Below are 24401 nucleotides of genomic sequence, written 5' to 3'. Positions count from 1 at the left end.
TAGTTTTGAGCCTGGTTTTCGATAGCACCGGATGGCATTTGAATGTCGTTCGCACCGGTACCCGGCCTGGAGGCCGGGGTTTATGCCGTTGATTACGGCTAAAGTCAGCCAGGAACCCCCTCCACCGGCGCGAGCGAAAACAAAAACCGTCGATCGGCGCGAATCATTTCGCTAGCCCGCTCAGCGATCATCAATGTCGGGGAATTTGTGTTGCCCGAGGTAATTGTCGGCATCACCGAGGCATCGACCACTCGCAAGCCACTCACCCCGATCACGCGCAAACGCGCATCAACGACCGCAGCCGGGTCGTTATCCGTCCCCATCCGGCACGTTCCTACCGGATGAAAAATAGTCGTCCCAACTTTTCCCGCCGCAACAGCAAGTTCCGCGTCCGTCTGGAAAGCCGGACCCGGCAAAATCTCCTCCGGCGAATACTTCGCCAACGCGGGCGCGCTCGCAATCCGCCGAGTCAAGCGCATCGCATTGACCGCCACCTCGCGATCACGATCTGTCGACAAATAATTAGGCGCAATCAAAGGCGCGTCGCGCGCGTCCGGCGTTGCGATATGAACACTTCCCCGCGACGTCGGCCGCAGTGGACACACCGACGCGGTGAACGCATTGAACGCATGCAGCGGCTCTCCAAACCGGTCGAGCGATAACGGCTGCACGTGGTACTCCACATCCGGCCGCGTAATGGTCAAATCATCCGGATTGGACTTCGCGAACGCCCCGAGTTGCGAGGGCGCCATCGACATTGGCCCGCTTCGCATCAACATGTACTGCAAGCCGATCCACGCCTTACCCCACCAATGCGCCGACAGCGTGTTCAACGTTCGTACACCACGCACTTTGTAAGCCATCCTAAGCTGTAGATGATCCTGCAAATTCTCGCCTACACCGCGCAGGTCCTGCACGACATCGATACCCAGCCGCTGCAGCCGCGCGCCGTTCCCAATGCCGGATAGTTCCAGTAATTGCGGCGAATTGACCGCGCCCGCGCTCAGGATCACTTCGCAACGGGACTTGGCTAGATAGTCCGTATCGCCGCCACGATATTCAACTCCAACGCAGCGCTTGTCCTCCATCACTAGCCGTTGCGTATGCGCGCCCGTGATGATGGTGAGATTCGGCCGCTTCATCGCGGGCCGCAAGAATGCCTTCGATGCATTCCATCGAATTCCGCTGCGCTGGTTCACATCGAAATAACCGACGCCCGTGTTGTCGCCCCGATTGAAATCGTCAGTAGCGGGAAGGCCGCTTTCCTGAGCCGCCTGTGCGAATGTTTCCAGCACCTTCCACTTCAATCGCTGCTTCTCGACACGCCATTCGCCCCCGGCGCCATGCCATTGATTCCCACCGCCATGATGATCTTCACTGCGCTTGAATACCGGCAGCACTGAATCCCAGGACCAGTCGCGATCGCCGGAAATGCGCGCCCAATCGTCGTAATCCTCGCGTTGGCCGCGCATGTAAATCATGCCGTTGATCGATGAGCAACCACCCAGCACGCGGCCTCGCGGATACGAAAGCGAGCGGCCATCGAGTCCCGCCTCAGCCTGGGTTTTATAAAGCCAGTCGGTGCGCGGATTGCCGATGCAATACAGATAGCCGACCGGCACGTGAATCCAGTGGTAGTTATCTCTGCCGCCGGCTTCGAGCAGCAGCACGCTGACATCGGCATCTTCGGTCAGCCGGTTTGCCAGCACGCAACCAGCCGTTCCCGCACCGACGATAATGTAATCAAACTCGCCCTCAAGCTTGCGCGCGTCCTGTTTCATTTTGTCTCCTGCCCAAGCCGCTTCAGGCGGCTTTCACTTTGTCACAAACGCACAAGCTACTGCGGACGCAGTGCAGCAATCCAATCAGATATCTTCAATAGCTTTATAAGCTGCGCTAATATCAGGCATGGACCTGACTCTTCTCCGTGCTTTTGTCACCGTCGCCCGCGAAGGCAATCTCACGCGCGCCGCCGTGTTGCTGCACGTGTCGCAGCCGGCCGTCAGCCTGCAAATCAAGAACCTGCAGGAGACGCTGGGCATTACGTTGTTTTCGCGGACGTCGCACGGCCTGATCCTCACGCGCGATGGTGAAACCCTCCTGCCGCACGCTGAACGGGCTCTCACGGCCGCGAGCGAAGTGCAGCGCGTGGCCGCCGCGCTTCGCCACGAGGTCAGCGGGCGCCTGACCATCGGGACCATTCTTGATCCCGAATTCCTGCGCCTGGGGGGTTTCTTGCGCGCGCTCGTGGAGACGTATCCGCGCATTGAAACCGCGCTGCGGCACGGCATGTCAGGCTGGGTGCTCGAGCGCATCAAGGCGCGCGATCTCGATGTGGGGTTTTATATCGGCGATCCGGTTATCGATGAACCCCGCGATCCGGACCGCTTTTATGTCGTGCAACTGAAGCCTTATCTGTATCGCGTGCTGGCGCCAGCGGGTTGGAACGATCGCGTGAACCGGCCGGAGCGTTTGGAGGGCGGCGACAGTGGCTGGGCCGCGCTTGCCCGGCTGCCCTGGATCTGGACGCCGCCGGAGTCGGCGCATAACCGCTTGCTCACGCGGATCTTCGATGCCCACGGCGTTCAGCCCGTGAAAGTGGCCGAGGTGGATCAGGAGCCGTCGATGCTCGACCTGGTCAAGTCGGGCGTGGGCCTGACGCTCGTGCGCGATTCCATCGCGCTGGCCGAAGCGCACGCGCATGCGCTGACAATCGTGGAAGGCGTCACGGTGCCTACGCAGCTTTCGTTCATCGTGCTCGCGGAGCGCCGTGAGGAGCCGAGCATCGCGGCGGCGTTACGTCTGATTGAAGATCAATGGGCGACATAGTCGCCTGAACCACCGTTTTGAACGTCGTGACCGGAAGCCGATGAATCTTCCGGTCATTAAATTTTGTTAGTCTGAGGGACGCGCATCTGGCGCCCACGTGAACAGGAAATTTCAACATGGCACGCAATATCGAAATCAAGGCTCGCGCGCATCAATTCGACCAGCTCCTGGCCAGCGCCGCTGCGCTAGCCAGCGAACCGCCGATGATCTACCGCCAGCAAGATTTTTTCTACGATGTGCCAAACGGCCGCCTCAAACTGCGTCAATTCGATGACAACACGCCAGCCGAACTGATTTTCTATCAACGCGATGACCGCGACGGCCCGAAGGTGTCGTACTACTCACGCAGCCCGGTAACCAATCCCGAAGCCACCCACGCGCTGCTCGCTCAAGCGCTGAACACGCGCGGCATCGTGAATAAGGAACGGCATGTGTATATCGTCGGGCGCACGCGGATTCATCTGGACCGCGTGGACGGGCTGGGAGATTTCATCGAGCTCGAAGTGCTGCTCGGCCAGGATGACGACGAAGCCGGCGGCGAGAAAGAAGCTGAGGAATTGTTTGCGAAGCTTGGCGTGTCGGCGAGCGACCTTGTGCCGGTTGCGTACGTCGACTTGTTGAGCGAGCCGGCTTAAACCGCCCGGCTTAATTGGCAGAATCCGGTGGATTGGCCGCCAGATGCCCAAGCGGCAGCGGCCCGTTGCGCTTGAATGTGGTCAATACGATATTGGAGCGCACGCTGTCCACGCCGGGAACTCGCATCAGTTTCTTCATGACGAACGTCGACAGCGCGTTCAAATCCGGCGCGACGATGCGCAACAGGTAATCGGCGTCGCCAACCGTCGCATGGCATTCGAGCACTTCGGGCAGCGCTTCAATCTGCTGCCGGAACTGGTCGATAACGGTATCGCCATGATGCTTCAGCTTGAGGCTCGTAAAAGCGGTGACGCCGAGGCCGAGTTTTTCGGGGCGCAGCACAACCCGGTAGCCATCGATCACACCAGTAGCCTCCAGGCGTTGCAAACGGCGCCCGATTTGCGATGGCGACAGCGGCACTTCCTCGCCGAGTTGCTGATGCGTCGCGCGGCCGAAGCGCTGAAGAACGTCAAGTAGCGCGAGATCGAAGTGATCAAGGTCGACCATGGGGATATCCTGCGTGAAAAGCTGAAAGACGCAAGCTTACCGCGTGATCCTCGCGTGATCTTCTTAGGCCCTCGCGTCGCTGACCTCAACCACTCATGTAAGGAGAACCGGCATGATCAAGAAACTTACAGCTGACGAATTGCCCAAGCTTCTCGGCGAATTAAAGCAATGGCAAGCTAGCGCGGATAACAGCTCAATTCAGCGAAGTATCAAGTTCGCTGATTTCAACGAGGCATTCGGTTTCATGACCCGCGTGGCAATAAAGGCACAGGAAATGGATCACCATCCAGAATGGTCGAATGTGTACGACAAAGTGGAAATCACGCTCTCGACGCATACGGCAAAAGGTCTGACGGAACGCGATATAACGCTTGCGAGATTCATCGACGCCATAACCTGAAGCACCTGAAAGCCGCTCGCTACCCTGATCACTGCGACAAATGCGTAACAGCCGTATTACAAACAATGACATTCAAATTCCGCAATAAGCGGGGCCGAAAAGAGCTGCCAGAGGCCAAAACTCGCTTATTCGAAAGCAGAAACAAAGGTGTTTGCAAGTCTGCGGCAACGAAAACTTTCATCAAGAAAGAAAACTTATAATACAGGCGTAATCTTTCACCAGACCCTGCGCGCTCTGACGGCTCCAGTCCATCGGCGGCACAGACCGACACTGTACAATCAGCAACGCATACGGTTTGGACAGTCCGTTTTACCCCTTGCAACGACTGGTTTGGTCGCCACAGGGGCTTGGCGGACGTGCTGGAGACCGATCGCGGAGTGGCATCCGTGAAGCGGGGAATTTTGGCGTGTCCGGCCACAGGAGAATTGCTGCACAGCAAGGCGCGGTGCAGCGTTTGGCGTAAAAAGATTGCTGATATAACTCGGACGGCGCCGCGGTATAGAAAGGTGAGCAATTCCGGCCGGCGGCCGCGGCATGCAATCGAGCCCAATTCATCGTATAAGAGCGACTTCCATGCGAATCCTTCTGATCGAAGATGACCGCCCCATCGCGCGCGGCATTCAAAGTAGCCTTGAACAAGCCGGCTTTACCGTCGATATGGTCCACGACGGCATTTTCGCGGAGCAAGCGCTCACGCAAAATCGCCATGAACTGGTGATTCTCGATCTCGGCTTGCCGGGTATCGACGGCATGACGCTGCTATCGCGTTTCCGCCAGGGCAATCGCCACACGCCAGTGATTATCCTGACCGCACGCGACGAACTGCATGACCGCGTCCAGGGCCTGAATAGCGGCGCCGACGACTACATGCTCAAGCCGTTTGAACCCGCCGAACTCGAAGCGCGCATTCGCGCCGTGATGCGCCGCAGCGGCCCGCATGGCGACGTCCCGCGTCCGGAAGTATCGCTGGGCGGATTGCGTCTGTCGGGTGTGGATCGCCGCATTTTCAACGATGAAAAACCCCTTGAACTGTCGCCGCGTGAATTCGCTGTGCTCGAAATGCTGTTGCTGCGCCACGGCCGCGTGGTCAGCAAGGCGCAATTGCAGGATCACCTGACGCACTTCGGCGGCGATCTCGGCGACACCGCCATTGAAGTCTACGTGCACCGGGTTCGCAAAAAACTCGAAAACTGCCGCGTGGAAATCGTGACGGTGCGAGGGTTCGGCTACCTGCTGCAGGAAATCCGGCAGACAGCCGCGTAAGCGGTTTGTCGATGGCGTAATCACGTAACCAGCCTGACGAGCGGTAACCAGCACCTTGCGATTCCCACCCCGGCGCACGCTTGACGAACGTTTCGACCGCGCCGACTGGCTGCATCTGGCGCGCTCGACAACCACGTCTGCACGCGTGCCGCCCAGTCTGCGGCGCTCGCTGTTGCGCCGCCTGGCCGCGCCGCTGTCGCTGCTCGCGTTGATGAGCGGATTGATGGCGTACTGGCTTGCGTGGCAATACACGCAGCACGTAGTCGACCGCTCGCTGGCCGACCTCGCCACGGCTATCTCCAAGCAAATCCAGCTAGCAGGCGTCGATGCACCGCTCACGGTGCCGCCGCTTGCCCGCGCGATGTTTTCGGATCCTATCGAGCAACTGATCTACCGGATCAGCGACGGCGATACCGAGATCGCCGGCGAACGCGATCTGCCGTTGACCGGCACGAACGTGCGCCGGATCCACTACGCATACGTCTTCGAAACGAACTACCAGGGCACGAGCGTGCGAGCGGCACAGGTGCGCGTCGACCAGTTGCACGGCAATCCGATCGTGGTGGAAGTGGCGCAGCGCGTGGGCTCGCGGTATCGAATAGCGGTCGAGTTCATGGTCGCCATCATGATGCCGCTGCTGCTCCTGCTGCTGGCGGGCTGGGTGATCGTGTGGCGCGTGGTGAACCAGCAGCTCAACCCGCTGACCGATCTCGCCGATACCCTCAACCGGCAGACGCATACGTCGCTCGAACCGGTCGATGAGTCGTTCGTTCCCATCGAAATTCGTCCTCTGACGAGCGCGATGAACGCCCTCCTCGACCGCCTGAAAACGGCGCTGGACGGACAGCGCAAATTTATCGCCGACGCGGCGCACCAGTTGCGTACGCCACTCACCGCCGTGAAGCTGCACGCCGAGCAGGCGGCGAGCGCCAAGGATCCGGCCAAGGTGCTGGAAGCGGTCAAGGAGCTGCGGGCGTCGGCGGATCGGGCCGTGCGCTTGTCGAACCAGCTGCTCTCGCTCGCACGCGCCGAACCGGGCGAACAGGCCGCGCGTTTCATTGACTTCGATTACGCCAATCTCGCGTTTGAAACCGGCGCCGAATGGGTGCCGCGCGCGCTGGCCGTGGGTATCGACATGGGCTTCCAGCGTCTCGATGACCCTGATAACGAGCATCCCCTGCTCGTGCGCGGCAATCTCGTGCTGGTGCGTGAGGTGATTGGCAATCTGATCGATAACGCGCTGAAATACGTCCCCACTTCCCGTGCCGAAGGCGCACTGGTGACTGTTACGGTGACGCAGACTATCGACGAAACCGGCCGGAAGATGGGCGAAATCGTAGTGGAAGACAACGGCCCGGGCGTGCCGCTGGAACAGCAGCCGGATCTATTCAAGCGCTTCTTTCGCGGCGATGGCCACGGCGTGGAAGGTGGCGCCGGACTGGGTCTTGCGATCGTCCACGACATCATGGTCCTGCACAACGGCAGCGTGCATTATGAAGACGCTCCAGCGCCCGAAGGCGGTGCGCGATTCATCGTGCGGATGCCTTTGAAAACGGCATGAAAAAACGCCACGGCAGTTTGGGCCGTGGCGTTTTTTAAGCTGACACCTTCTGCAAATTCCTACTTTTTCTTCTTCAATGCCAGCATGGTGCCGCGGCACTTCTTGGCTCCGCAGCGGCACTCGTATTCCTTCTTGAGCTTCTTGGTAATGCGACCGTCGATGACGAGACCGTAGTCGTAGTACAGCTCTTCATCTTGCTTGATCGCACGCAGCGCGTGAATGAACACACGCCCTTCCTTCTCTTCCGCTTCGCAATTCGGCGCGCACGAATGGTTGATGTAGCGTGCGCTGTTGCCGTCGACCTTGCCGTCGATCACCTTGCCGTTTTCGAGCGCGAAATAGAACGTATGGTTCGGCTCGTCAGGGTTGTGGGGATGACGGCGCAACGCCTCTTTCCACGAAATGCGTTCGCCTTTGTACTCGATAATCCGTTCGCCCTTGGCGAGCGGCATCGCGGCGAACACGCCCTTGCCGTGTATGCCCGAACGGCGGACGGCGACCCTCCGTGAACTCATCGAACGAATCCTTTAAAACGAATCGGTTTGGCTTAGCAGACGCTTCAACTTCGCCCCGTCCCGGTTTCACGCGAACGGTGACAAACCGGAACGTGGCTTAAAAAAACGCGGCGGCCTGAATGCGAGGCGCCGCCGCGTTGCTGTCTTTCTCAATGCACTGATTGTTTCGGTACTTCGTGTGCTTCATCTGCTGCACGTGTGAAGTTCAAACCATACAGGCAAACAACGGCATCGTACACGTTAGCCGCGCACGAATTCAACCGCTCCATAAATTCAAGCTGGGCGTTTCAGCGCTGACCGAACGAGATATCGCCGAACAACGCCTTCTGTTCGCGCGGCTGCGAGCGCCAGTATTGCGGCGGCGCTACGACGGTCGCACCCAGTTGCGCGGCCGCGTGCCACGGCCAGCGCGGATTGTAGAGCAGCGCGCGTGCCAACGCGACGAGATCCGCCTCGCCCGACTCAATAATTTCTTCGGCATGCTGCGGATCGGTGATCAGACCCACGCCCATGGTGTTCACGCCCGTGGCTTCCTTGATGGCTTTTGCGAACGGCAGTTGATATCCCGGCGACAAGGGAATCTTTTGCAACGGCGATACACCGCCCGACGACACATCGATCCAGTCAACCTTGTGTTTCTGCAACTCCTTCACGAACACAATGGTCTGCTCGAGATCCCATCCGCCCTCCACCCAATCCGATGCCGACACACGCAGGCCGACGGGTTTATCGGCGGGAAAAGCGGCACGCACCGCGTCGAAGACTTCGAGCGGAAAACGCATGCGATTTTCGAGTGAACCGCCGTATTCATCGGTGCGCTGGTTGGCAAGCGGCGAGAGGAACTGGTGCAGCAGATAACCGTGGGCCGCATGCACTTCAAGCGCATCCATTCCAAGGCGCGCGGCACGTTTTGCCGTCGCCACGAAGGCATCGCGGATACGGATCAGGCCGGCGGCATCGAGTGCGAGAGGCGGCGTTTCGCCTTCCTTGTGGGGAATCGCCGACGGTGCCGAAGGTAACCAGCCGCCGTTCGAAACCTCGATCAACTGACCGCCTTCCCAAGGTGCCGCACTCGATGCTTTCCGGCCAGCGTGGCTGATCTGCATCGTGATGGCGATAGGCGAATATTGCCGGATCGCGTCGATGACCGGCTTGAGCGCGGCTTCAGTCACGTCGTCCCAAAGTCCGAGATCGCCCGGCGTGATACGGCCATCAGGCTCCACCGACGTTGCTTCGAGACAGAGCATGCCGGCGCCGGAGAGCGCGAGGTGTCCGAGGTGGATCATGTGCCACGCGGTGGCTTCGCCGCGAACGGCTGAGTATTGGCACATCGGCGAGACCACGATGCGGTTCGGAAGCGTCACGCCTCGCAGCGTGAAAGGCGAAAACAGAGCGCTCATGGGGGAGTTTCCGAAGGAAGGGAAAGGGGGCGAATTAGAATAGCACTTCGGTTTTTTCCGTGTTGACAGCAAGTCCGGTCACCCGGACAAACAACGCCGGCGCCCTCGCCCCTTATTTCATCTGGCCTGCAGGCGTATTCAATCTCATCGCCCATGATTCAACCTTGCCGGTATCGAGCCGCTTTGCCGCCGTGCTTCGCCACGATGGCGTGAGTGCCGCGAGCCCAGCCATTTGTTCCAGCGCCGGGCGATCATCCCGATCAATGTAAAACACCCGCAGCAATCGTTCGATCGTCCATTCGGGATGCGGCCGCGCGAGCCGTTCCATGAGATCGCCGGCACCGGTTTCGCCAGGTTCAAGCACGCGGTAATACCAGCCCGTACGACGCGTGTCCTGCACGCGTCGAGACATGTCATGGCGTGAAAAATGGAGATTGAGTTTCCAGCACGGCTGGCGCGGCTGCGACACCTGCACGATCACGGTGCCAAGACGAAACACATCGCCGACGCATACATCTGCTTCATTCAAACCGTGCGTCGAGATGTTTTCACCAAATGCGCCGGGTGCATTAAAACGAGTCAGCCCCGTAGACAATGCCGGCCATTCGTCACGCCAGACGGCGTAGTGGTCGCGGCTATAGTGATGCAGCGCTTTCTCGGGACCGCCGTGATGTTTGCGCTCGTACTGGTGGTCACCTTCCAGCCCGGTTTCGCCCACGCGAACACGCGACGCCAGCGGCACTTTGTGAATCGCGCTGTATTTGCCTTGCGTGCCGAGCGGCGCAACTTCTCCGGCAAGCACGGCGTCAATCACAGGATTCATGGTGCACTACCTTCAGTTCGTCTAAGTCTTTATTTGGCTGTTTCGAAACGGTCCAGCCATTCGCCAAACATCTTGCGCGCGGCGCGTTCGAGCGCTGGGCCGTGCCGGGCGGTATCGGCGCGTAAAGCAGTCACCGTAGTACCGCTTTCCGCCACTTCGCCCGGGTACGCCACCAGCCAGCTTTCAAAACGGTCGACGAGCACTTCAGGATGGCATTGCAAACCCAGGACGTGCTCGCCCCAGCTGAAGGCCTGATTTTCACAGAGATCCGTAGATGCAAGCAGCGTGGCGCCATCGGGAAGATCGAAGGTATCTCCATGCCAATGGAGCACCGGCGTCGACTGACCTTCGGCTTCGAAATGCCGTAGAGCGGAAGCCCTTCCCGCGTTGGTCAGCGTCAGCGCTTTCCAGCCGAGTTCTTTTTGCGCCGCCGGATAAACCTTCGCCCCCAGCGCGCGGGCAATCAATTGCGCACCCAGGCAGATACCGATAGTCGGCAGGCCCGCCGCAATGCGCTTTTCCAGCATGGCGAGCAATGGATTCAGATGGGGAAACAGCGCGTCATCATAAGCGCCGATCGGGCCGCCGAGGACGACCATCAGGGAAGTATCGAGCGGATCAGGAGCGTCGATGCGAGCGCGGCCCACGTCGAGATAACGCACCAGTTGGCCACGGTCGCCCAGCACTAGTTCCAGGCTGCCGAGATCTTCGAAATAGACGTGGCGTATCGCCAGGACTTCACGTTTCATCGGCGGTCACCCAAGAGAGCCGGCAAGCTGGGATCGGCGCACGCGGCATCAGGCGGCGCACACAAAGGAGAGGCACGGTCGATCAGCGCACCGCCAACGGGCGCGCGGCTCGAATAGCCCGTCAGCCAAGTCTAACCGACAGCGCCGAGCTTCGCGCTCAAGGCGCGAAACTCGGGCAGCGAAGAGAGACGTGAAGCGAAACGTGAAGCTTCAGGCAGCGCCGCTTACGCGACTTGCGCGAAGATCTTCCAGTTCTTCTTCTGCTTGGCGAGATCGCCTTCTTCGTATACCGAACAATCGAGGCGCAGGTCAGTATCGGCCATGTCGATGTTCAGCAACGCGCAGTGATGCGGCGTCTTCTTCGGGTTCTTGCTCGCTTCGAGATGCGTGCAGCTCAGGCACATGCGGTGCGGTGGAATCTGCTGCACCACTTCCAGTTGCCGAATGGTCTTGAGCAAGCTGCGATAAAGCTGTGATTGCTCATCGACCTTCAACGTGCCGACTGCCTTCGACAAGAACTCCGGCCATACCAGCGCCTTCTTGGCCGCCGTCTTTCCGCGTGCGGTCAAGCGTACAGCCAGCGCGCGCCCGTCGTCCAGCGCACGGCGCTTTTCGACCAGACCCTTGCCTTCCAGTGTGCTGACGGCATCGCTGGTGGTCGCAGCGGTCAACGCCGTTTCCCGTGCGATCTCGCCAAGCCGCATTGGACCGCGCCGCTGCATCAGCAGCACGAGAATTTCGCCCTGGGTCGGCGTCAAGCCCGCACCCTCAGCCCATTCCCATGCCTGGCTACGCATCGCCGTGCTCAACCGCAGTAAGCCATGGGTCACCCGCCCTGTGGCCTGCTCTCCGTATACGCCTTCGCTCATAGTCGTTCGCTTCGTCTTTCTTGATGCTTATCTGATGGTTCGGCAACGGCTTGAAAACCGGTAAAACGTCAGACCCCGCTCGTTTTACCCAAACCGCTGCTGGCTCAATCGCCGACTTATCCGACCGGCGAATCCTTTCGTATCAACTACCGTCTCAAAATTCGGGCGATCAAACCGATGCAGCTAGTTCGTCGTCCGGATAAGGACATCTACGTTTTTCCGTGGCGCCTGTTCTAGACCGTCGAGCGCTTCGTTTGTTTCACCGGCGTTACATCTCCCTGCCGGTAAAACCGACATTCTAAGCGACTGGAACCAAACGTACACCTTAGTTATTCACAAAACAGTGTGGACAACGCAGTGGATAACCACATTATTCGATGTGCGCCGATTCTTGATAACCCCCCAAGTGTGCAAAAGCACCCGCTTGTTATCCCGCGTTGACCCTTTCGATGCAAGGCTCCGCACCGAAGTTATGCGCACTCCAAACTGTTGAGTTTGTGGAGATTTTATCGGTTGTCCACAGAATTGCACGCTGCTTGTTAACTACTATTACGTATGTATACGAACTCATGACAGCAAACCTTAGAGACATGTTATCGGCATCGGTCTGAAAGAAAATGACAAAAAAAACCTGCCGGGGAAGCAGGTTTATTTTTTTGCTGGCGGTCGAACCAATGAAGCCAAGGCCGATCCGTCACTCGCGCCACTGCAGGCACTGCTGACGAACCGCTTCATGCAGCGAGCGCTCGCGGTCGAAAACACCGCGTAACCAGGTAGCGTCGTTCATGTTGCTACGGGCGATATCGCCGACCTGGCGCAGCGCTTCGTTCGAACCGAGCGCGTCGGCATGCGGCGCGATGATGTCGAGCGTCGCGAGGATGTCTTCCGCAATCGTGCGGCGCTCGCCCGTCTGAGGATCGATGCAACTGCCTTCCAGCCCAAAACGGCAAGCCTCGAACCGGTTGAACGTGTAGACGAGATAGTCGTCCTCTTTCAGCGTCAAGGGCTTGTCAAGCAGCAGGTAGCGCGCGAGCGTCTGGATGTAGCAAGCAATGGCCGCTGCGCGATCGACTGACAGCGGCGTGTCCATCACCCGGACTTCAATCGTCCCAAAACCTGGTTTTGGCCGGATGTCCCAGTAAAAATCTTTCATGCTGTTGACCACGCCGGTGCTGACCATCTTCGAGAAATATTCCTCGAAGCTGTCCCACGTGAGCGTGAACGGCGCGCGGCCGGATAACGGAAATGCAAAGACCGAATTGAGGCGCGCGGAATGAAAGCCGGTATCCACGCCTTGCACGTACGGCGACGAAGCCGACAACGCGATGAAGTGCGGAATGAAACGCGACATGGAATGCAGCAGGAACAACGCGCTGTCCGGGTCCGGGCAGCCAATGTGCACGTGCTGGCCGAATACCGTGAACTGCTTCGCGAGGTACCCGTAGAGCTCGGAAAGATACTGAAAGCGCGGTGTATCGAAGATCTGGCGATCGCTCCACTGCTGGAAGGCGTGTGTGCCACCGCCACACAGCCCGACGTTGAGGTGGTCAGCAGCGGACACCAGGGTGTCGCGGATGGCGCGGAGGTCCGTTACAGCCTGTTCATGCGTCGTACAGATGCCGGTGGACAACTCGATCATGCTTTCGGTGATCTCCGGCGTGATGCTGCCGGGGATCTTTTCGTCCTTGACGAGCCGCATGAGATCGGAGGCGGCCTTGGTCAGGTCGTAGTCGTGCGTGTTGACGACCTGGATCTCGAGTTCGACGCCAAAGGTGAACGGCTCCGAGTTGATGAAAGGTTCGAGTGACATGGTGCCTCTTGATTGACAAAGCCTGGGTCGCCAGCGGACGAGCTTATCGGCACGAAGCGCCGGGTAGCTCAGCAGCTTCAAAGCACGCTCAAGCGCTCAATGACCGGCTCGATGACCCGCCCGGCGACCCGATGAAAACGAGAAAAAAGACGGGTTGAAACGCTACTCGCGGCGTTCGCCGATCGCCGACAAACTTCGATACACGAGGAACGGCGTAACAATTTGCAGCACGACGATCGAGCACATCACGATTGCCCGCAGCGTGGGATCGTAGTCGGGATACAGCACGTACATATCGTCGACGAGCAGATACGCAAGCGCGGACATTGGCGTCAACGACACCCCGAGCGCCGCGCCCTGTTTCCAGTTCAGACCGCTCGGTTTTGCAAAGATCAGCACACCGGCCAGCTTGCCGATGAACCGCGCCACGATCAGCGCCAGCGCAGCCAGTCCGCCCAGCGCGATATCGCGCCATTCAAACGATGTCAGCGTCAACGCAAACAAGATCACCGTCAGCAACCAGCCTGCCGTCCCGAAATGCGTCGGCCACAATTGCGGCCGCTCATTCGAATTCTTCACGATGATGCCAGCCGCCAGTAACGCAAGAATGGTCGACAGCTTGAACACATGTGCGATCGCAATCGCGAGCAGCACGAGACCGAACAGCGCGACGAACGAGTGCTCGTCGTTGGTATTCAGCCTTCGATACAGCAGATTGCAAGCCAGCGCCAGGAGCAGCGCCAGCACGAGCGAACCGAGTAACAGATAAAGCGGCTGGACGATCGTCGCGAGCGTATTGCCGTAGATTTCCTGATGCAGAACGCCGGCCGCGAGTTTTTCCACGATCACCGCGTACATGCTGTTGAGCGCGGTCAGCGTAAGCAGTCGTTGTGTGACCTGGCCTTCGGCGCGTAGTTCGGTACGCAGTTGAATCACCATCGCCGGCGACGTTGCCATGGCGATCGCGGCAATCACCACTGACGGCATCGTCGGCACTTTGCACAGCGTCAGCGCGATCAGGACGAAGCCGAATGTGAGCGTGCTTTCAGCAATGCTCGACAAGATCAGATAGGGATTGCGGCGAATCCATCGCAGGTCGAGCCGGCTGCCGAGTTCGAACAGGAGCAGGCCGAGCGCGACATCGAGTAAAGGCCGTGAAATTCCGGCCGAGCTGACATCGATTACACCAAAACCTGCGTTGCCTGCAATCAGGCCAATGATGGCGTAGCCCGTGATCCGCGGCAAACGCCATGCACGCCAGAGCAGTTCACCGCATAGACCCGCAGCGACCAGCGCCAAGCCAGCCCAGAAAATGGCGTCGGGTGTGAGTGGCCAAACCGGTAAAAATGAAAAGGCCGACTTCATCGTGAGGACTTCTCCTTCGCAGCTAGTGTGGATAGACAGTGAATGACAGACAGATAGTGCGCGGCAATGGTGCGCGTTGCCGGAAAGGTTCGTGGCCGGATCATTCTTCAGGCTCCGTCGAGTCGCGTTGGGACACGGCGGCCCATTGACAGCTGATTCGCTGCTTGGCCAGTCGGCCCATTGCCGGCGAGACAAGGGATCACAGCGTTTTTTTCAATCCACGCGCGGGTGCAAAGCGCGGTTTGAAGCGATAAGCCGGCAAGGCGGCCAAACGAAAGAACGGCGATTGTGCCATAGCTCCCGGCTGCGCCTGTTCAATCCCCACAGCCGTTGAGACCAAGCGGTAACAATGAGTTTTAGCGTGTCGGTACGAGGAAAAATCTACCTTTTAGCGGGTTGGATCTTCACATCGGTTCGTCCGCGATAACGTGGTTTTTCCACTTTGAGCGCTGCCGATGACGCTTGTTTTAAGGTTTACAAGTTTTGTTTATATATACGTAGTAGTAGTTAACAAGGCCGGACGATTTCTGTGGATAACTCTTTTTTCATCAACGTTTACAAAAGCTTGAAGGGCGCATAAGCAGAGCGTGAACGTGTGGGCGCCGGAGGGTGAACCCGGAACAACTTTGGCCGGATGTGCGGCGTGATCGAGTTGTCCCGTTTACGCCCACAGCGAGTACACAGGTCATTTGCGCGAAATTCGACGCGTTATCCACAGGCTTCGGTGGATAGCTTGTCAGCCGGACGTTTTAACTGAATTCGCCTTGTCTTAACGCTCGCAGAAGGAAGCGTGCGGGATCGATGGCATCGGCTAGTTCACGCTCGACCGGCCATGGTTCGCCCTCGATTTGCGCCGCGATCAGTTCGGCGGCGAGCGCCGACCACACCAAACCGCGCGAACCGAAAGCAAATGCGCCGTACAAGCCGGGCGTGCGCGGCAGATCGAGAGGCCATGCGCCGGAAAGGCGGCTGGCGTCGGCACGCGCGGCGGTTTCTTCGGCGAGGGCGCCGATCATGGGCATGCGATCAATCGTCACCGACCGGAACGCCACACGACCTTCCAGTGTTTGCGCTTGAGGGGCAAACCCGGCCAGCGCGGGGAGCATCATCGAAACACGTTCCATGTTTTCGATGTGACCGGCCGCCTGAATCTGCGTGTTGATGTCGTCGATATCGTAGGTCGCGCCCGTCAGCGTGCGATGCGCACCGAGCGGCACGGCGTAGCCATCACCAACGATGGGTACGCGCAAGCCATCGAGCGGGCTCGACTCCAATACCGTTAGCTGGCCGCGCACACCGCGCGTCGGCACGCCGTGAAGCCCGGCGAGGCGCTGTGCATCGCCGGCATTGGCAAGGATCAGGACGGGGGCTTGGGCCAAGACGTGGCCGGCTGCGTCGAAGGCGGTCCACATGCCGTCTTCCCGATCGATACGCGCAACTTCCGTCCCAAAACGCGTGTTTAGCAAATCTCCCGCAACCTTGCATTGCGCGGCGCATATCGCGGCGGGGGAAATCCAGCCGCCGTGAGGGAAAAACCATCCGGGACGTGCGACGGGTTGGCCCGCCAACCGAGAAGCTTCGCGTTCATCGACGGCGATGACATACGACGGCGGCAAGCCGAATCGCTTGATCGCGGATGCGATTGCGCGCGCATCGTCGACGGAATCTGCGATTTGCAGCAAGCCCTGGTGACTGCGTTCCAAGGGGTGACCAGCGCGCTCGAGTTCGGACCATCGATGCAACGCGTAGAGAAATCCAGTGCGTGTCAGGCGGGCAGCGATGCTGTCGTCGCGCCAGACGATCGGGTGAAAGACGCCTGCCGGGTTGCCGGACGCATCGCGGGCGAGATCGTCGTGGCGCTCGATCAGGCTGACTCGCCATCCACGCGATGCAAGGCGCTCGGTGATCGCACATCCAGCAAGGCCAGCACCGATGACAATTGCATGGCGCGGCGTTTGATGTGTGGAGGCGTTCTCTTTCTCTATTACTAACGGAAGCGGCGGCTCATGACGCCGCACCCGCCAGCGTGGAGCGAAATACGCTTTCACATAAGCGCCATCCGGAGTTTCATCGCAGATAAAGCCTGCCTCTTTGAGCGCGTCTGGAAGTTGCGGATGCGCTTCGGCGCATAACGTCGCTTCATTTCCGGCGATACGTGCCAGCGCTTTGGCGATATAGGCCAGCTTCGCATCGGCGTGAGATAGCTGCAGATAAAAGGCATCGGCACGCAGCCAGATTTTCGGCAGCATGCTTTCTATTTCGCCGATGGCCAGCGTCAACACCACGCGCCCGTTTTCAAACTCGAGCCTGTGAAGGCCGGTCACCGGCATCGGCCATGCATGGATCAGCGACTGGAAAAGCGTGGGCTGCTCAGCGAGTTCGTCGGGGAGTTTCATCGACGCCAGCGGCCCGACCGCGACGAAATGCAGACGCTCGGAGCGCTGCGGGTCCGCGCGCCAAGCCGCCCATGTTTCGATAAACAGCCGCCCAGCGTCGAATTCCGCTTGTAGAACCGTGAAAGTGCGCTGCCGGGCCCAGCGAGCGCGATCGCCAAGCACGTTTGCGCTAAAAAAGGAATGGGTCATTCGAAAGGTTTGAAAGCAAACTGATGATATGACCGTCGCCGTGGATCTCGGGCCAAGCGCCGCGATCCCTTAAAGCTAATAGGGGTAAGGCTGAGCGCGTGATACACCGGATCGTCTCTTAACCGTTGGCAAAAACCAACGAAGCGTGAAATGAACAGTACGAAAGGATTGCTTGCATGAAAAGGGTAAAGGAAAGGGTTTCGGTTTGCCTCAGATCATGCGTAACTCTTGGAAACCCTTGTCCCGCTTGGGTTTGCGCTGCGTTATGATAACAACCGCCGAGTAAGGAGGAGGCCCGGCGACTGGGATGCGAGGGTTTGCCGGAATAGTGGGCCAGGGAGCTGGACCCGCGCCAGTGCTCGACTGCAAGGCCTGCGCACGTATAATCGGCGCGTTCGCGCTGTTCGTGTCAACCTAAACTGATAAAGGAACCTTAATGAATAAACAGGAACTGATCGACGCCGTGGCCGCTCAGACCGGCGCCAGTAAGGCTCAAACCGGCGAAACGCTGGATACGTTGCTCGAAGTGGTCAAGAAGGCCGTCTCGAAGGGTGACGCCGTGCAGTTGATTGGCTTCGGAAGCTTCGGTTCGGGCAAGCGCGCAGCGCGCACCGGCCGTAACCCGAAGACCGGCGAATCCATTAAGATTCCGGCCGCCAAGACCGTCAAGTTCACGGCTGGGAAGGCATTCAAGGACGCAGTGAACAAGCGGTAAGTGCTAGCCGATTGTGAGTATGAAACCCGCCTTTGGCGGGTTTTTTTTCGCTCGCGTTTTGTCTGTCTCAGCGGTTGTGACTGCGCTAGTGGCCGTGGGCGCCGCAGTCGCAATCATCGCCGTGGTCATGATCGTGGTGATCATCATGGTCATCCATCTCCCACGATGGAAACGGGTCAGCCAGCAATCCCTCCGACGCTTGCGACCATTCCGTATCGGTGACAAGGCAGGCGTCGAAAGCCGCGCGCCAATGCGGTTCGTCCAGATCGGTTCCGATCATCGCCAGTTCCTGACGACGGTCGCCGATAGTCATATCGTCCGCTTCACCGTACCAGTCCGCGGCAATTTCAGCTTCGAGTTCGGCATCGCCCGTCGGCCATTCGCTGCGCTCCTGCGCCGCCCACCACATGCCCGCTGGACCATGACGCAGCGCGCCACCCGCTTGCGACAATGAGCCGCCAATATCACTGCGTGTCGCCAGCCAGAAAAAGCCCTTGCAACGCAATACACCCGGCCATTCCTGATGCACGAGCGACCATAGCCGTTCAGGATGAAACGGCCGGCGTGCACGATAAACAAAGCCGATGATATAGGCGTCACCGGATTCTGATGCCGCATCCGGATCGGCGTTCAGCATCGCCAGCCAGCCGGGCGCGCTCGACGTTGCATCGAAGTCGAAGCGATCCGCGTTGACCAATTCGCTCGCTGCGACCGCACCATGAAGGGCATCGATCAGCTCGGCGTGCGGATTGAGCGCATGCAGGATGCGCCGAAGTTTGGCGAGCGTTTCGGCATCGACGAGATCCGTCTTGTTGATCACGATCACGTCGCAGAACTCGATTTGCGCGATCAGCACTTCCACGATCGTGCGGTCATTCTGTTCATCGCAAGGTTCATTGCTTGCCAGGCCGCGCTCGCTCAGCGCATCAGTCGACGCGTAATCGCGCGAAAAGCTCTCCGCGTCGACAACCGTCACAATTGTGTCGAGATGCGCGATGTCGTTATCGAAGACCAGGCTTTCGGCGATCAGCTGCGGGTCGTCGGTACCGGACGCTTCCACCACGATCGCATTGAAGCGCGCTTCGGCCGCGGCGCTGCTGATTTCATTCGATAGATCATCGATCCGGCCGCGAACCACCGCGATGGACGTGCCGGCATGATGGGCGAGCAGATGCTCGAGCAGCGTGGTTTTGCCTACGCCTGGCAAACCGGCAAGCACGGTAACGGGCAGGGGTTGATTCATCGCGTTTGGCATCGAAAGAGGGCGCGAAGTCGCGCGAGCGGCCGTTGAAAACGGTGGCGCTTTTAAGGAAACCCGCCTCGAATAGCGGCGAACTGGAACGCGGAATTGTGCATCAAACGCGGCTGGAACGCCGCGCCGTGCGATGAAATACAGAAGAAACAGACGAAGTGAAGCGAACCTGAATCAGCGCGATGCCGTCAGCAACTTCCACTTGCCGAGGATAGCGATGATCTGCCTGGAGTATTGATCGCGCAGCGTTGGCGTTTCCGAATGGTAAGCACCCACCGCCTGCCACGTGTTGCCATACTTGTTCATCTTCTGGCGCAAATGCCACGCGGCGATATAAACCGACTTGCACGGCTGCATCAGCGTGGTGGTCGAGATCCCATACTGGGCGAGCTGCGTCAGGTGAACGGAATTGATCTGCATCAGACCATAGTCGATGGAACCATTCGCGTTCTTGTTCATTGCGTCTGGCTGATTGTGCGACTCTTGCCAGGCAATCGCCCGCAGGATCAGCGGATTGACCTTTTGATACTTGGCGGCTTCGTCGAAGCAGTCGGCGTGCGCGGGCGCGGCTGCCAATAAGGCGCCGAAGCCAATCGGAAAGAGTCGCAAGAATATTTTCATCATGTTGGGTACCACCTGATCGACTGTGCGCCCTGCGTCCGCGGAAAACTTGGTAAGACGCGGTAAGGCTTGGTAAACACGGGAAAACCCACGCATCCGGCGCGCCGCAGCGCTCGTATCATACCCGGCAGACTATGGGGTTTTAAATTTCTCTATCCGACATAGCCAAGCCCCGTGACGCCATTTAGTCCGAAAGGCATCAGAAAGTTAGACAAATCGAACGCGTTTGTCTTTATAGGCGCATGAACTCCGAATCGCTCTACTGGACGGGCGAAAGCGAACAAATATGACAAATTCAACCTCTTCCCTATATGGAAAGGGCTGAGTAAGGGTCAAGGCAGATCGCTTTTTATCAGAAGTTTTGCGCAGATTTGTGACGCTTTGATTTTTCAGGATAGTCGGCCAGAGATTAGTGCTTTTGTGACAAACCTGACATGAAAAGCTGCTATGGTTCACGTTTTTGGGTTATGGCATTGCCCGGGCACCGGCCCTGGAAACGTCTGTTTTAAGCCTTCATGGTGTTAAGAGCGTCGAAAGACGCACGACACGGCGGCTTGCAGCGACGTGATCAGCAGGTCTAGACATCACACTCCATGAGAAGAAAACGTATGGCATTGCGTCGCGTCGCGATGGCTTTGCTGGTGGCCGGTCTTGCCACCACGCAAATTGCGCACGCACAGGTAACGCTTAATTTCGTCAACGCGGATATCGATCAGGTTGCGAAGGCGATCGGTGCAGCGACCGGAAAGACGATCATCGTCGACCCCCGGGTCAAAGGGCAGTTGAACCTCGTATCGGAAAATCCGGTGCCAGAGGATCAGGCTTTGAAAACGCTGCAGTCCGCATTGAGAATGCAGGGCTTCTCGCTCGTGCAAGATCACGGCGTGCTCAAGGTTGTGCCTGAAGCCGACGCGAAGCTGCAGGGCGTGCCGACTTACGTCGGTAATGCGCCCACCGCGAGAGGCGACCAGGTCATCACGCAAGTGTTCGAGCTGCACAACGAATCGGCCAACAACGTGTTGCCGGTTCTGCGTCCGCTGATCTCGCCGAACAACACGATCGCGGCCTACCCGGCGAACAACACGCTGGTCGTCACCGACTATGCCGACAACGTGCGGCGTATCGCGAGCATCATCGCGGGCATCGACACAGAAGCGGGCCGGCAAGTCGCCGTGGTACCGCTGAAGAACGCAAACGCGCTCGACGTTGCGGAGCAACTGAACAAGCTGCTCGATCCGGGCTCGGTGGGCAGCACCGACGCCACGCTGAAAGTCACCGTCACCGCCGATCCGCGCACGAACTCGCTGCTGTTGAAAGCCTCCAGCGGCGCACGGCTCGCCGCGGCCAGGCAGCTTGCGCGCAGCCTTGACGCAGCTACCACGCAGCCGGGCAACATGCACGTGGTCGCCCTGCGCAACGCCGACGCCACGCGTCTCGCCAAAACCTTGCGCGCGATGATGGGCAAGGGCGGCAGTGACAGTTCGTCGTCATCGGGATCGGGGTCGTCGAGCAGTTCAAGTTCATTTGGCCAGAACGGTTCTGGTTCGTCCACCGGCACCAACGGCTTGCCGCCGCTGCCGGGTGGACTCGGCAGCAGCAGTTCGTCGTCGGGCAGCAATCCGATGGGCGGCGGCGGCCAGAGCAAGGACTCCGGCTTCGGTAACAACAACGACAACAGCAGCGGTTCCAGCGATCAACCCGGCAACGGCATGATCCAGGCCGATACGGCCACGAACTCGCTGATCATTACCGCGTCGGATCCCGTGTACCGCAACTTGCGCGCAGTGATCGACCAGCTCGATGCCCGCCGCGCGCAGGTTTATATCGAAGCGCTGATTGTGGAGCTGTCGGCAACGACGGGCGCGAATCTCGGCATTCAGTGGCAAGGCGCGCTGCTTTCAAACAGCGGCAACAACGGCGTGTACGGCAGCACGAACCTGGGCTCGGGTACGTCGAGCATTGTCGACTTGACGGCAGCCGGCGCCACGATCGCGAACAATCCGGCGGCGCTGGCGGGCCAGACGAACATCCTCACGCAAGGCCTGAACATCGGCCTGCTGCACAAGTTCGGCAACTTCTTCGGCCTGGGCGGTTTGCTTCAGGCACTGTCGACGTCGGCGGATGCGAACATTCTTTCCACGCCTAACCTCATCACGCTGGATAACGAGGAAGCGAAGATCGTGGTCGGCCAGAACGTCCCGGTGGTCACCGGTTCGTACGCCACGCCGACCGCCAATACGGGCACGTCGGTCTCCGCGTTCAATACGTTCGACCGGCGCGACGTGGGGGTGACGCTGCACGTGAAACCGCAGATCACGACCGGCGGCATCCTGAAGCTCCAGCTGTATCAGGAAGATTCCAGCGTCGATAACACCACGATCAACAATCCCGGCGGCGTGACGATCAACACGCGCTCGATCCAGTCGACCATCCTGGCGGACGACGGCGAAATCGTCGTGCTCGGCGGCTTGATGCAGGACCAGTATTCGACGAGCAACAGCAAGGTGCCTTTGCTCGGCGATATTCCGTGGATCGGCCAGTTGTTCCGCAGCGAAGCGAAGACGCGGACCAAGACGAACCTGATGGTGTTCCTGCGCCCGGTGATCGTGCGTGATCAGGCGACCAGTTCGCAAATCTCGAACGATCGCTACGAATATCTGCGCCAGCAACAGTACAACTCCACCTCCGATAACCGCATCGAAAAGGATAAGGACGTGCCGGTTTTGCCGCCGGCGCCGATCGGCCCGAGCCAGGGCGGCGTGCCGTCGCAGAACCTGTTCGACCTGGACAACATGACACGCTCGCCGTCACGCGGCGGCAGCACCACGTTGCCGCAAGTGGCGCCTCCGAAGGTGCAGGGTCAACAGGGACAGTATCAAGGCCAGCAGCAATATCAGACGGCGCAGCCGCCGGGCCAGTATCAGGGGCAGCCGGCGAACGTGAATAATTACGCTGTGCCGAATAATTCGGCGCCGGGCGTGCCGCTCAACGGCGACGCGGGAGCCAAGCCGTGAATACGCTGAGCGCGTCCGTCGCGAACGTCGCCACGAGCACGCCGTCGCCGCTCGCGGCACGGCTGATTCCTTACGCGTTCGCGCGGACCGGGCAGATCCTGGTCGCGCACCAGCACGCGGACAGTATTGAAGTGTGGATCAGCGATAAAACCAGCGACGCCGCACTCGCCGAAGTCGCTCGCAACTTCGGCGCGCTTTCGATCGTGCGTTTGCCGGTGGCCGAACTCTCGGCTGCAATCAATTCGGCGTACTCGCGAAACGATGGCAGCGCGGCGCAGGTCGTCGGTGAAGTGGAAGGCGAAGTCGATCTGTCGCGGCTGATGCAGGACATTCCCGAGATCGAGGACTTGCTCGAATCGGAAGACGACGCGCCGATCATCCGCATGATCAACGCGCTGCTGACGCAAGCGGCGCGCGAGCAGGCATCGGATATTCATATCGAACCGTTCGAGACGTCTTCGGTGGTGCGTTTTCGTGTCGATGGCACCTTGCGCGACGTCGTGCGCCCGAAGAAGGCGCTGCATGGCGCGCTGATCTCGCGTATCAAGATCATGGCGCAGTTGGACATTGCGGAAAAACGGCTGCCGCAGGATGGCCGCATTACGCTGCGCGTAGGCGGCAGGCCGGTGGACGTGCGTGTGTCCACGCTGCCGACCGGGCATGGCGAACGCGCGGTGCTGCGTCTGCTGGAAAAAGATGCGCAGCGGCTGAATCTCGAAACACTGGGCATGGCGCGCGACACGCTGGTTCACTTCGACAAGCTGATTGGCCGCCCGCACGGCATCGTGCTGGTGACCGGGCCAACGGGTTCCGGTAAAACGACCACGCTTTATGCCGCGATGTCACGGCTCGAAACGGCCACCACCAACATCATGACGGTGGAAGATCCGATCGAATATGACCTCGGCGGGATTGGCCAGACGCAGGTGAACGAGCGCATTGGCATGACCTTCGCGCGTGCGTTGCGATCCATTTTGCGGCAGGACCCCGACATCATCATGATCGGCGAAATCCGCGATCTGGAAACAGCGCAGATCGCGGTGCAGGCTTCGCTGACGGGTCACCTCGTGCTCGCAACGCTGCATACGAACGACGCGGCATCGGCGGTCACGCGTCTTACCGATATGGGCGTCGAACCGTATCTGCTCGCGTCATCGTTGCTCGGCGTGCTGGCGCAGCGGCTGGTGCGGCAGTTGTGCCCCGTGTGCAAGGTAGAAAGCTCGGAAGATGGCCACATTCATTGGCACGCGGTCGGTTGCGACAAGTGCGGCCACTCGGGTTATGCGGGGCGTCGCGGCGTGTATGAACTGCTGCTGCTCGACGATCCGCTGCGCGCGTTGATTCATCGAAATGCATCGGATGCCGAAATATTGGCGGCCGGCCGAGAGCAGGGCATGCGCACGCTGCGCGAGGATGCAAACCGGTGGCTCGCGACCGGCGCAACGTCGCTGGAAGAAGTGCTGCGTGTGACGGGCGGAGATTAAACA

20 protein-coding genes are annotated in these 24401 nt (G+C 59.4%); 8 read left to right on the top strand and 12 right to left on the bottom strand.

Features of this window, described 5'->3' with window-relative positions; genetic code table 11:
* Positions 1-104: 104 nt before the first annotated feature.
* On the bottom strand, positions 105-1781 hold the full coding sequence (locus tag ACMX25_RS01265; RefSeq protein ID WP_414947749.1) for a GMC family oxidoreductase: 1677 nt from the start codon (positions 1779-1781) through the stop codon (positions 105-107).
* A gap of 127 nt (positions 1782-1908) precedes the next feature.
* Here ACMX25_RS01265 and ACMX25_RS01260 point away from each other — a divergent pair, with 127 nt between their 5' ends.
* Together ACMX25_RS01260 and ACMX25_RS01255 are read left to right on the top strand one after the other, a co-directional pair.
* Entirely contained in the window at positions 1909-2829 is a 921-nt protein-coding gene (locus ACMX25_RS01260; protein WP_414947748.1) for a LysR family transcriptional regulator, read from the top strand.
* 116 nt (positions 2830-2945) lie between these two features.
* On the top strand, positions 2946-3464 hold the full coding sequence (locus ACMX25_RS01255) for a class IV adenylate cyclase (RefSeq protein WP_414947747.1): 519 nt from the start codon (positions 2946-2948) through the stop codon (positions 3462-3464).
* Positions 3465-3474: 10 nt separating this feature from the next.
* Here the strand turns inward: ACMX25_RS01255 and ACMX25_RS01250 are convergent, their stop codons facing one another.
* Complete coding sequence (locus ACMX25_RS01250) at positions 3475-3972, bottom strand: Lrp/AsnC family transcriptional regulator (RefSeq protein ID WP_414947746.1); 498 nt, start codon at positions 3970-3972, stop codon at positions 3475-3477.
* A gap of 112 nt (positions 3973-4084) precedes the next feature.
* Between ACMX25_RS01250 and ACMX25_RS01245 the strand changes: the two genes are divergently transcribed.
* The 3 genes from ACMX25_RS01245 (at position 4085) to ACMX25_RS01235 (ending at position 7196) form a co-directional block, all read left to right on the top strand.
* A complete protein-coding gene (locus ACMX25_RS01245; protein WP_414947745.1) occupies positions 4085-4372 on the top strand; it encodes a 4a-hydroxytetrahydrobiopterin dehydratase in 288 nt (95 codons plus the stop codon).
* A 573-nt stretch (positions 4373-4945) separates the two neighbouring features.
* A complete protein-coding gene (locus ACMX25_RS01240; RefSeq protein ID WP_031364554.1) occupies positions 4946-5635 on the top strand; it encodes a response regulator in 690 nt (229 codons plus the stop codon).
* A gap of 115 nt (positions 5636-5750) precedes the next feature.
* Positions 5751-7196, top strand: coding sequence for a sensor histidine kinase (locus ACMX25_RS01235; RefSeq protein ID WP_414947935.1), 1446 nt, complete (start codon positions 5751-5753; stop codon positions 7194-7196).
* Positions 7197-7255: 59 nt separating this feature from the next.
* Here the strand turns inward: ACMX25_RS01235 and ACMX25_RS01230 are convergent, their stop codons facing one another.
* The 8 genes from ACMX25_RS01230 to mnmC form a co-directional block, all read right to left on the bottom strand.
* On the bottom strand, positions 7256-7711 hold the full coding sequence (locus ACMX25_RS01230) for an SET domain-containing protein (RefSeq protein ID WP_414947744.1): 456 nt from the start codon (positions 7709-7711) through the stop codon (positions 7256-7258).
* Positions 7712-7998: 287 nt separating this feature from the next.
* Complete coding sequence (locus ACMX25_RS01225) at positions 7999-9111, bottom strand: NADH:flavin oxidoreductase/NADH oxidase (protein ID WP_414947743.1); 1113 nt, start codon at positions 9109-9111, stop codon at positions 7999-8001.
* Between the two features lie 112 nt (positions 9112-9223).
* Entirely contained in the window at positions 9224-9934 is a 711-nt protein-coding gene (locus ACMX25_RS01220; protein ID WP_414947742.1) for an MOSC domain-containing protein, read from the bottom strand.
* Between the two features lie 29 nt (positions 9935-9963).
* Positions 9964-10683: a glutamine amidotransferase gene (locus ACMX25_RS01215; protein ID WP_414947741.1), complete on the bottom strand. Its 720-nt coding sequence runs from the start codon at positions 10681-10683 to the stop codon at positions 9964-9966.
* 224 nt (positions 10684-10907) lie between these two features.
* Entirely contained in the window at positions 10908-11552 is a 645-nt protein-coding gene (locus ACMX25_RS01210; protein WP_213765045.1) for a MarR family winged helix-turn-helix transcriptional regulator, read from the bottom strand.
* Positions 11553-12246: 694 nt separating this feature from the next.
* A complete protein-coding gene (locus tag ACMX25_RS01205) occupies positions 12247-13362 on the bottom strand; it encodes a YbdK family carboxylate-amine ligase (RefSeq protein ID WP_414947740.1) in 1116 nt (371 codons plus the stop codon).
* Between the two features lie 162 nt (positions 13363-13524).
* Positions 13525-14727 carry a cation:proton antiporter gene (locus tag ACMX25_RS01200; RefSeq protein ID WP_299704014.1) on the bottom strand — a complete coding sequence of 401 codons (1203 nt, stop codon included), beginning with the start codon at positions 14725-14727 and terminating at the stop codon, positions 13525-13527.
* Positions 14728-15476: 749 nt separating this feature from the next.
* Positions 15477-17312, bottom strand: a complete 1836-nt coding sequence (mnmC, locus tag ACMX25_RS01195; protein ID WP_414947739.1) for a bifunctional tRNA (5-methylaminomethyl-2-thiouridine)(34)-methyltransferase MnmC2/FAD-dependent 5-carboxymethylaminomethyl-2-thiouridine(34) oxidoreductase MnmC1 — start codon at positions 17310-17312, stop codon at positions 15477-15479.
* A gap of 436 nt (positions 17313-17748) precedes the next feature.
* On the opposite strand from mnmC, the gene ACMX25_RS01190 reads away from it, so the two are divergent.
* A complete protein-coding gene (locus ACMX25_RS01190; RefSeq protein WP_031364544.1) occupies positions 17749-18027 on the top strand; it encodes an HU family DNA-binding protein in 279 nt (92 codons plus the stop codon).
* Between the two features lie 85 nt (positions 18028-18112).
* Here the strand turns inward: ACMX25_RS01190 and ACMX25_RS01185 are convergent, their stop codons facing one another.
* Complete coding sequence (locus tag ACMX25_RS01185; protein WP_414947738.1) at positions 18113-19270, bottom strand: GTP-binding protein; 1158 nt, start codon at positions 19268-19270, stop codon at positions 18113-18115.
* Positions 19271-19453: 183 nt separating this feature from the next.
* Positions 19454-19900, bottom strand: coding sequence for a lytic transglycosylase domain-containing protein (locus tag ACMX25_RS01180; RefSeq protein ID WP_414947934.1), 447 nt, complete (start codon positions 19898-19900; stop codon positions 19454-19456).
* A 608-nt stretch (positions 19901-20508) separates the two neighbouring features.
* On the opposite strand from ACMX25_RS01180, the gene gspD reads away from it, so the two are divergent.
* The gene (gene gspD / locus ACMX25_RS01175) at positions 20509-22914 is read left to right on the top strand and encodes a type II secretion system secretin GspD (RefSeq protein ID WP_414947737.1); all 2406 of its coding nucleotides are present in this window, start codon (positions 20509-20511) and stop codon (positions 22912-22914) included.
* Entirely contained in the window at positions 22911-24398 is a 1488-nt protein-coding gene (gene gspE, locus ACMX25_RS01170; protein ID WP_414947736.1) for a type II secretion system ATPase GspE, read from the top strand. The genes gspD and gspE overlap by 4 nt, the downstream gene beginning before the upstream one ends.
* The last annotated feature ends 3 nt before the right edge of the window (positions 24399-24401 follow it).

The organism is Caballeronia eucalypticola, assembly GCF_047608185.1.
Classification (GTDB): Bacteria; Pseudomonadota; Gammaproteobacteria; order Burkholderiales; family Burkholderiaceae; genus Caballeronia.
The sequence above is the reverse complement of the archived record's forward strand: the minus strand, read 5'-3'. Positions and strand labels throughout refer to the sequence as shown.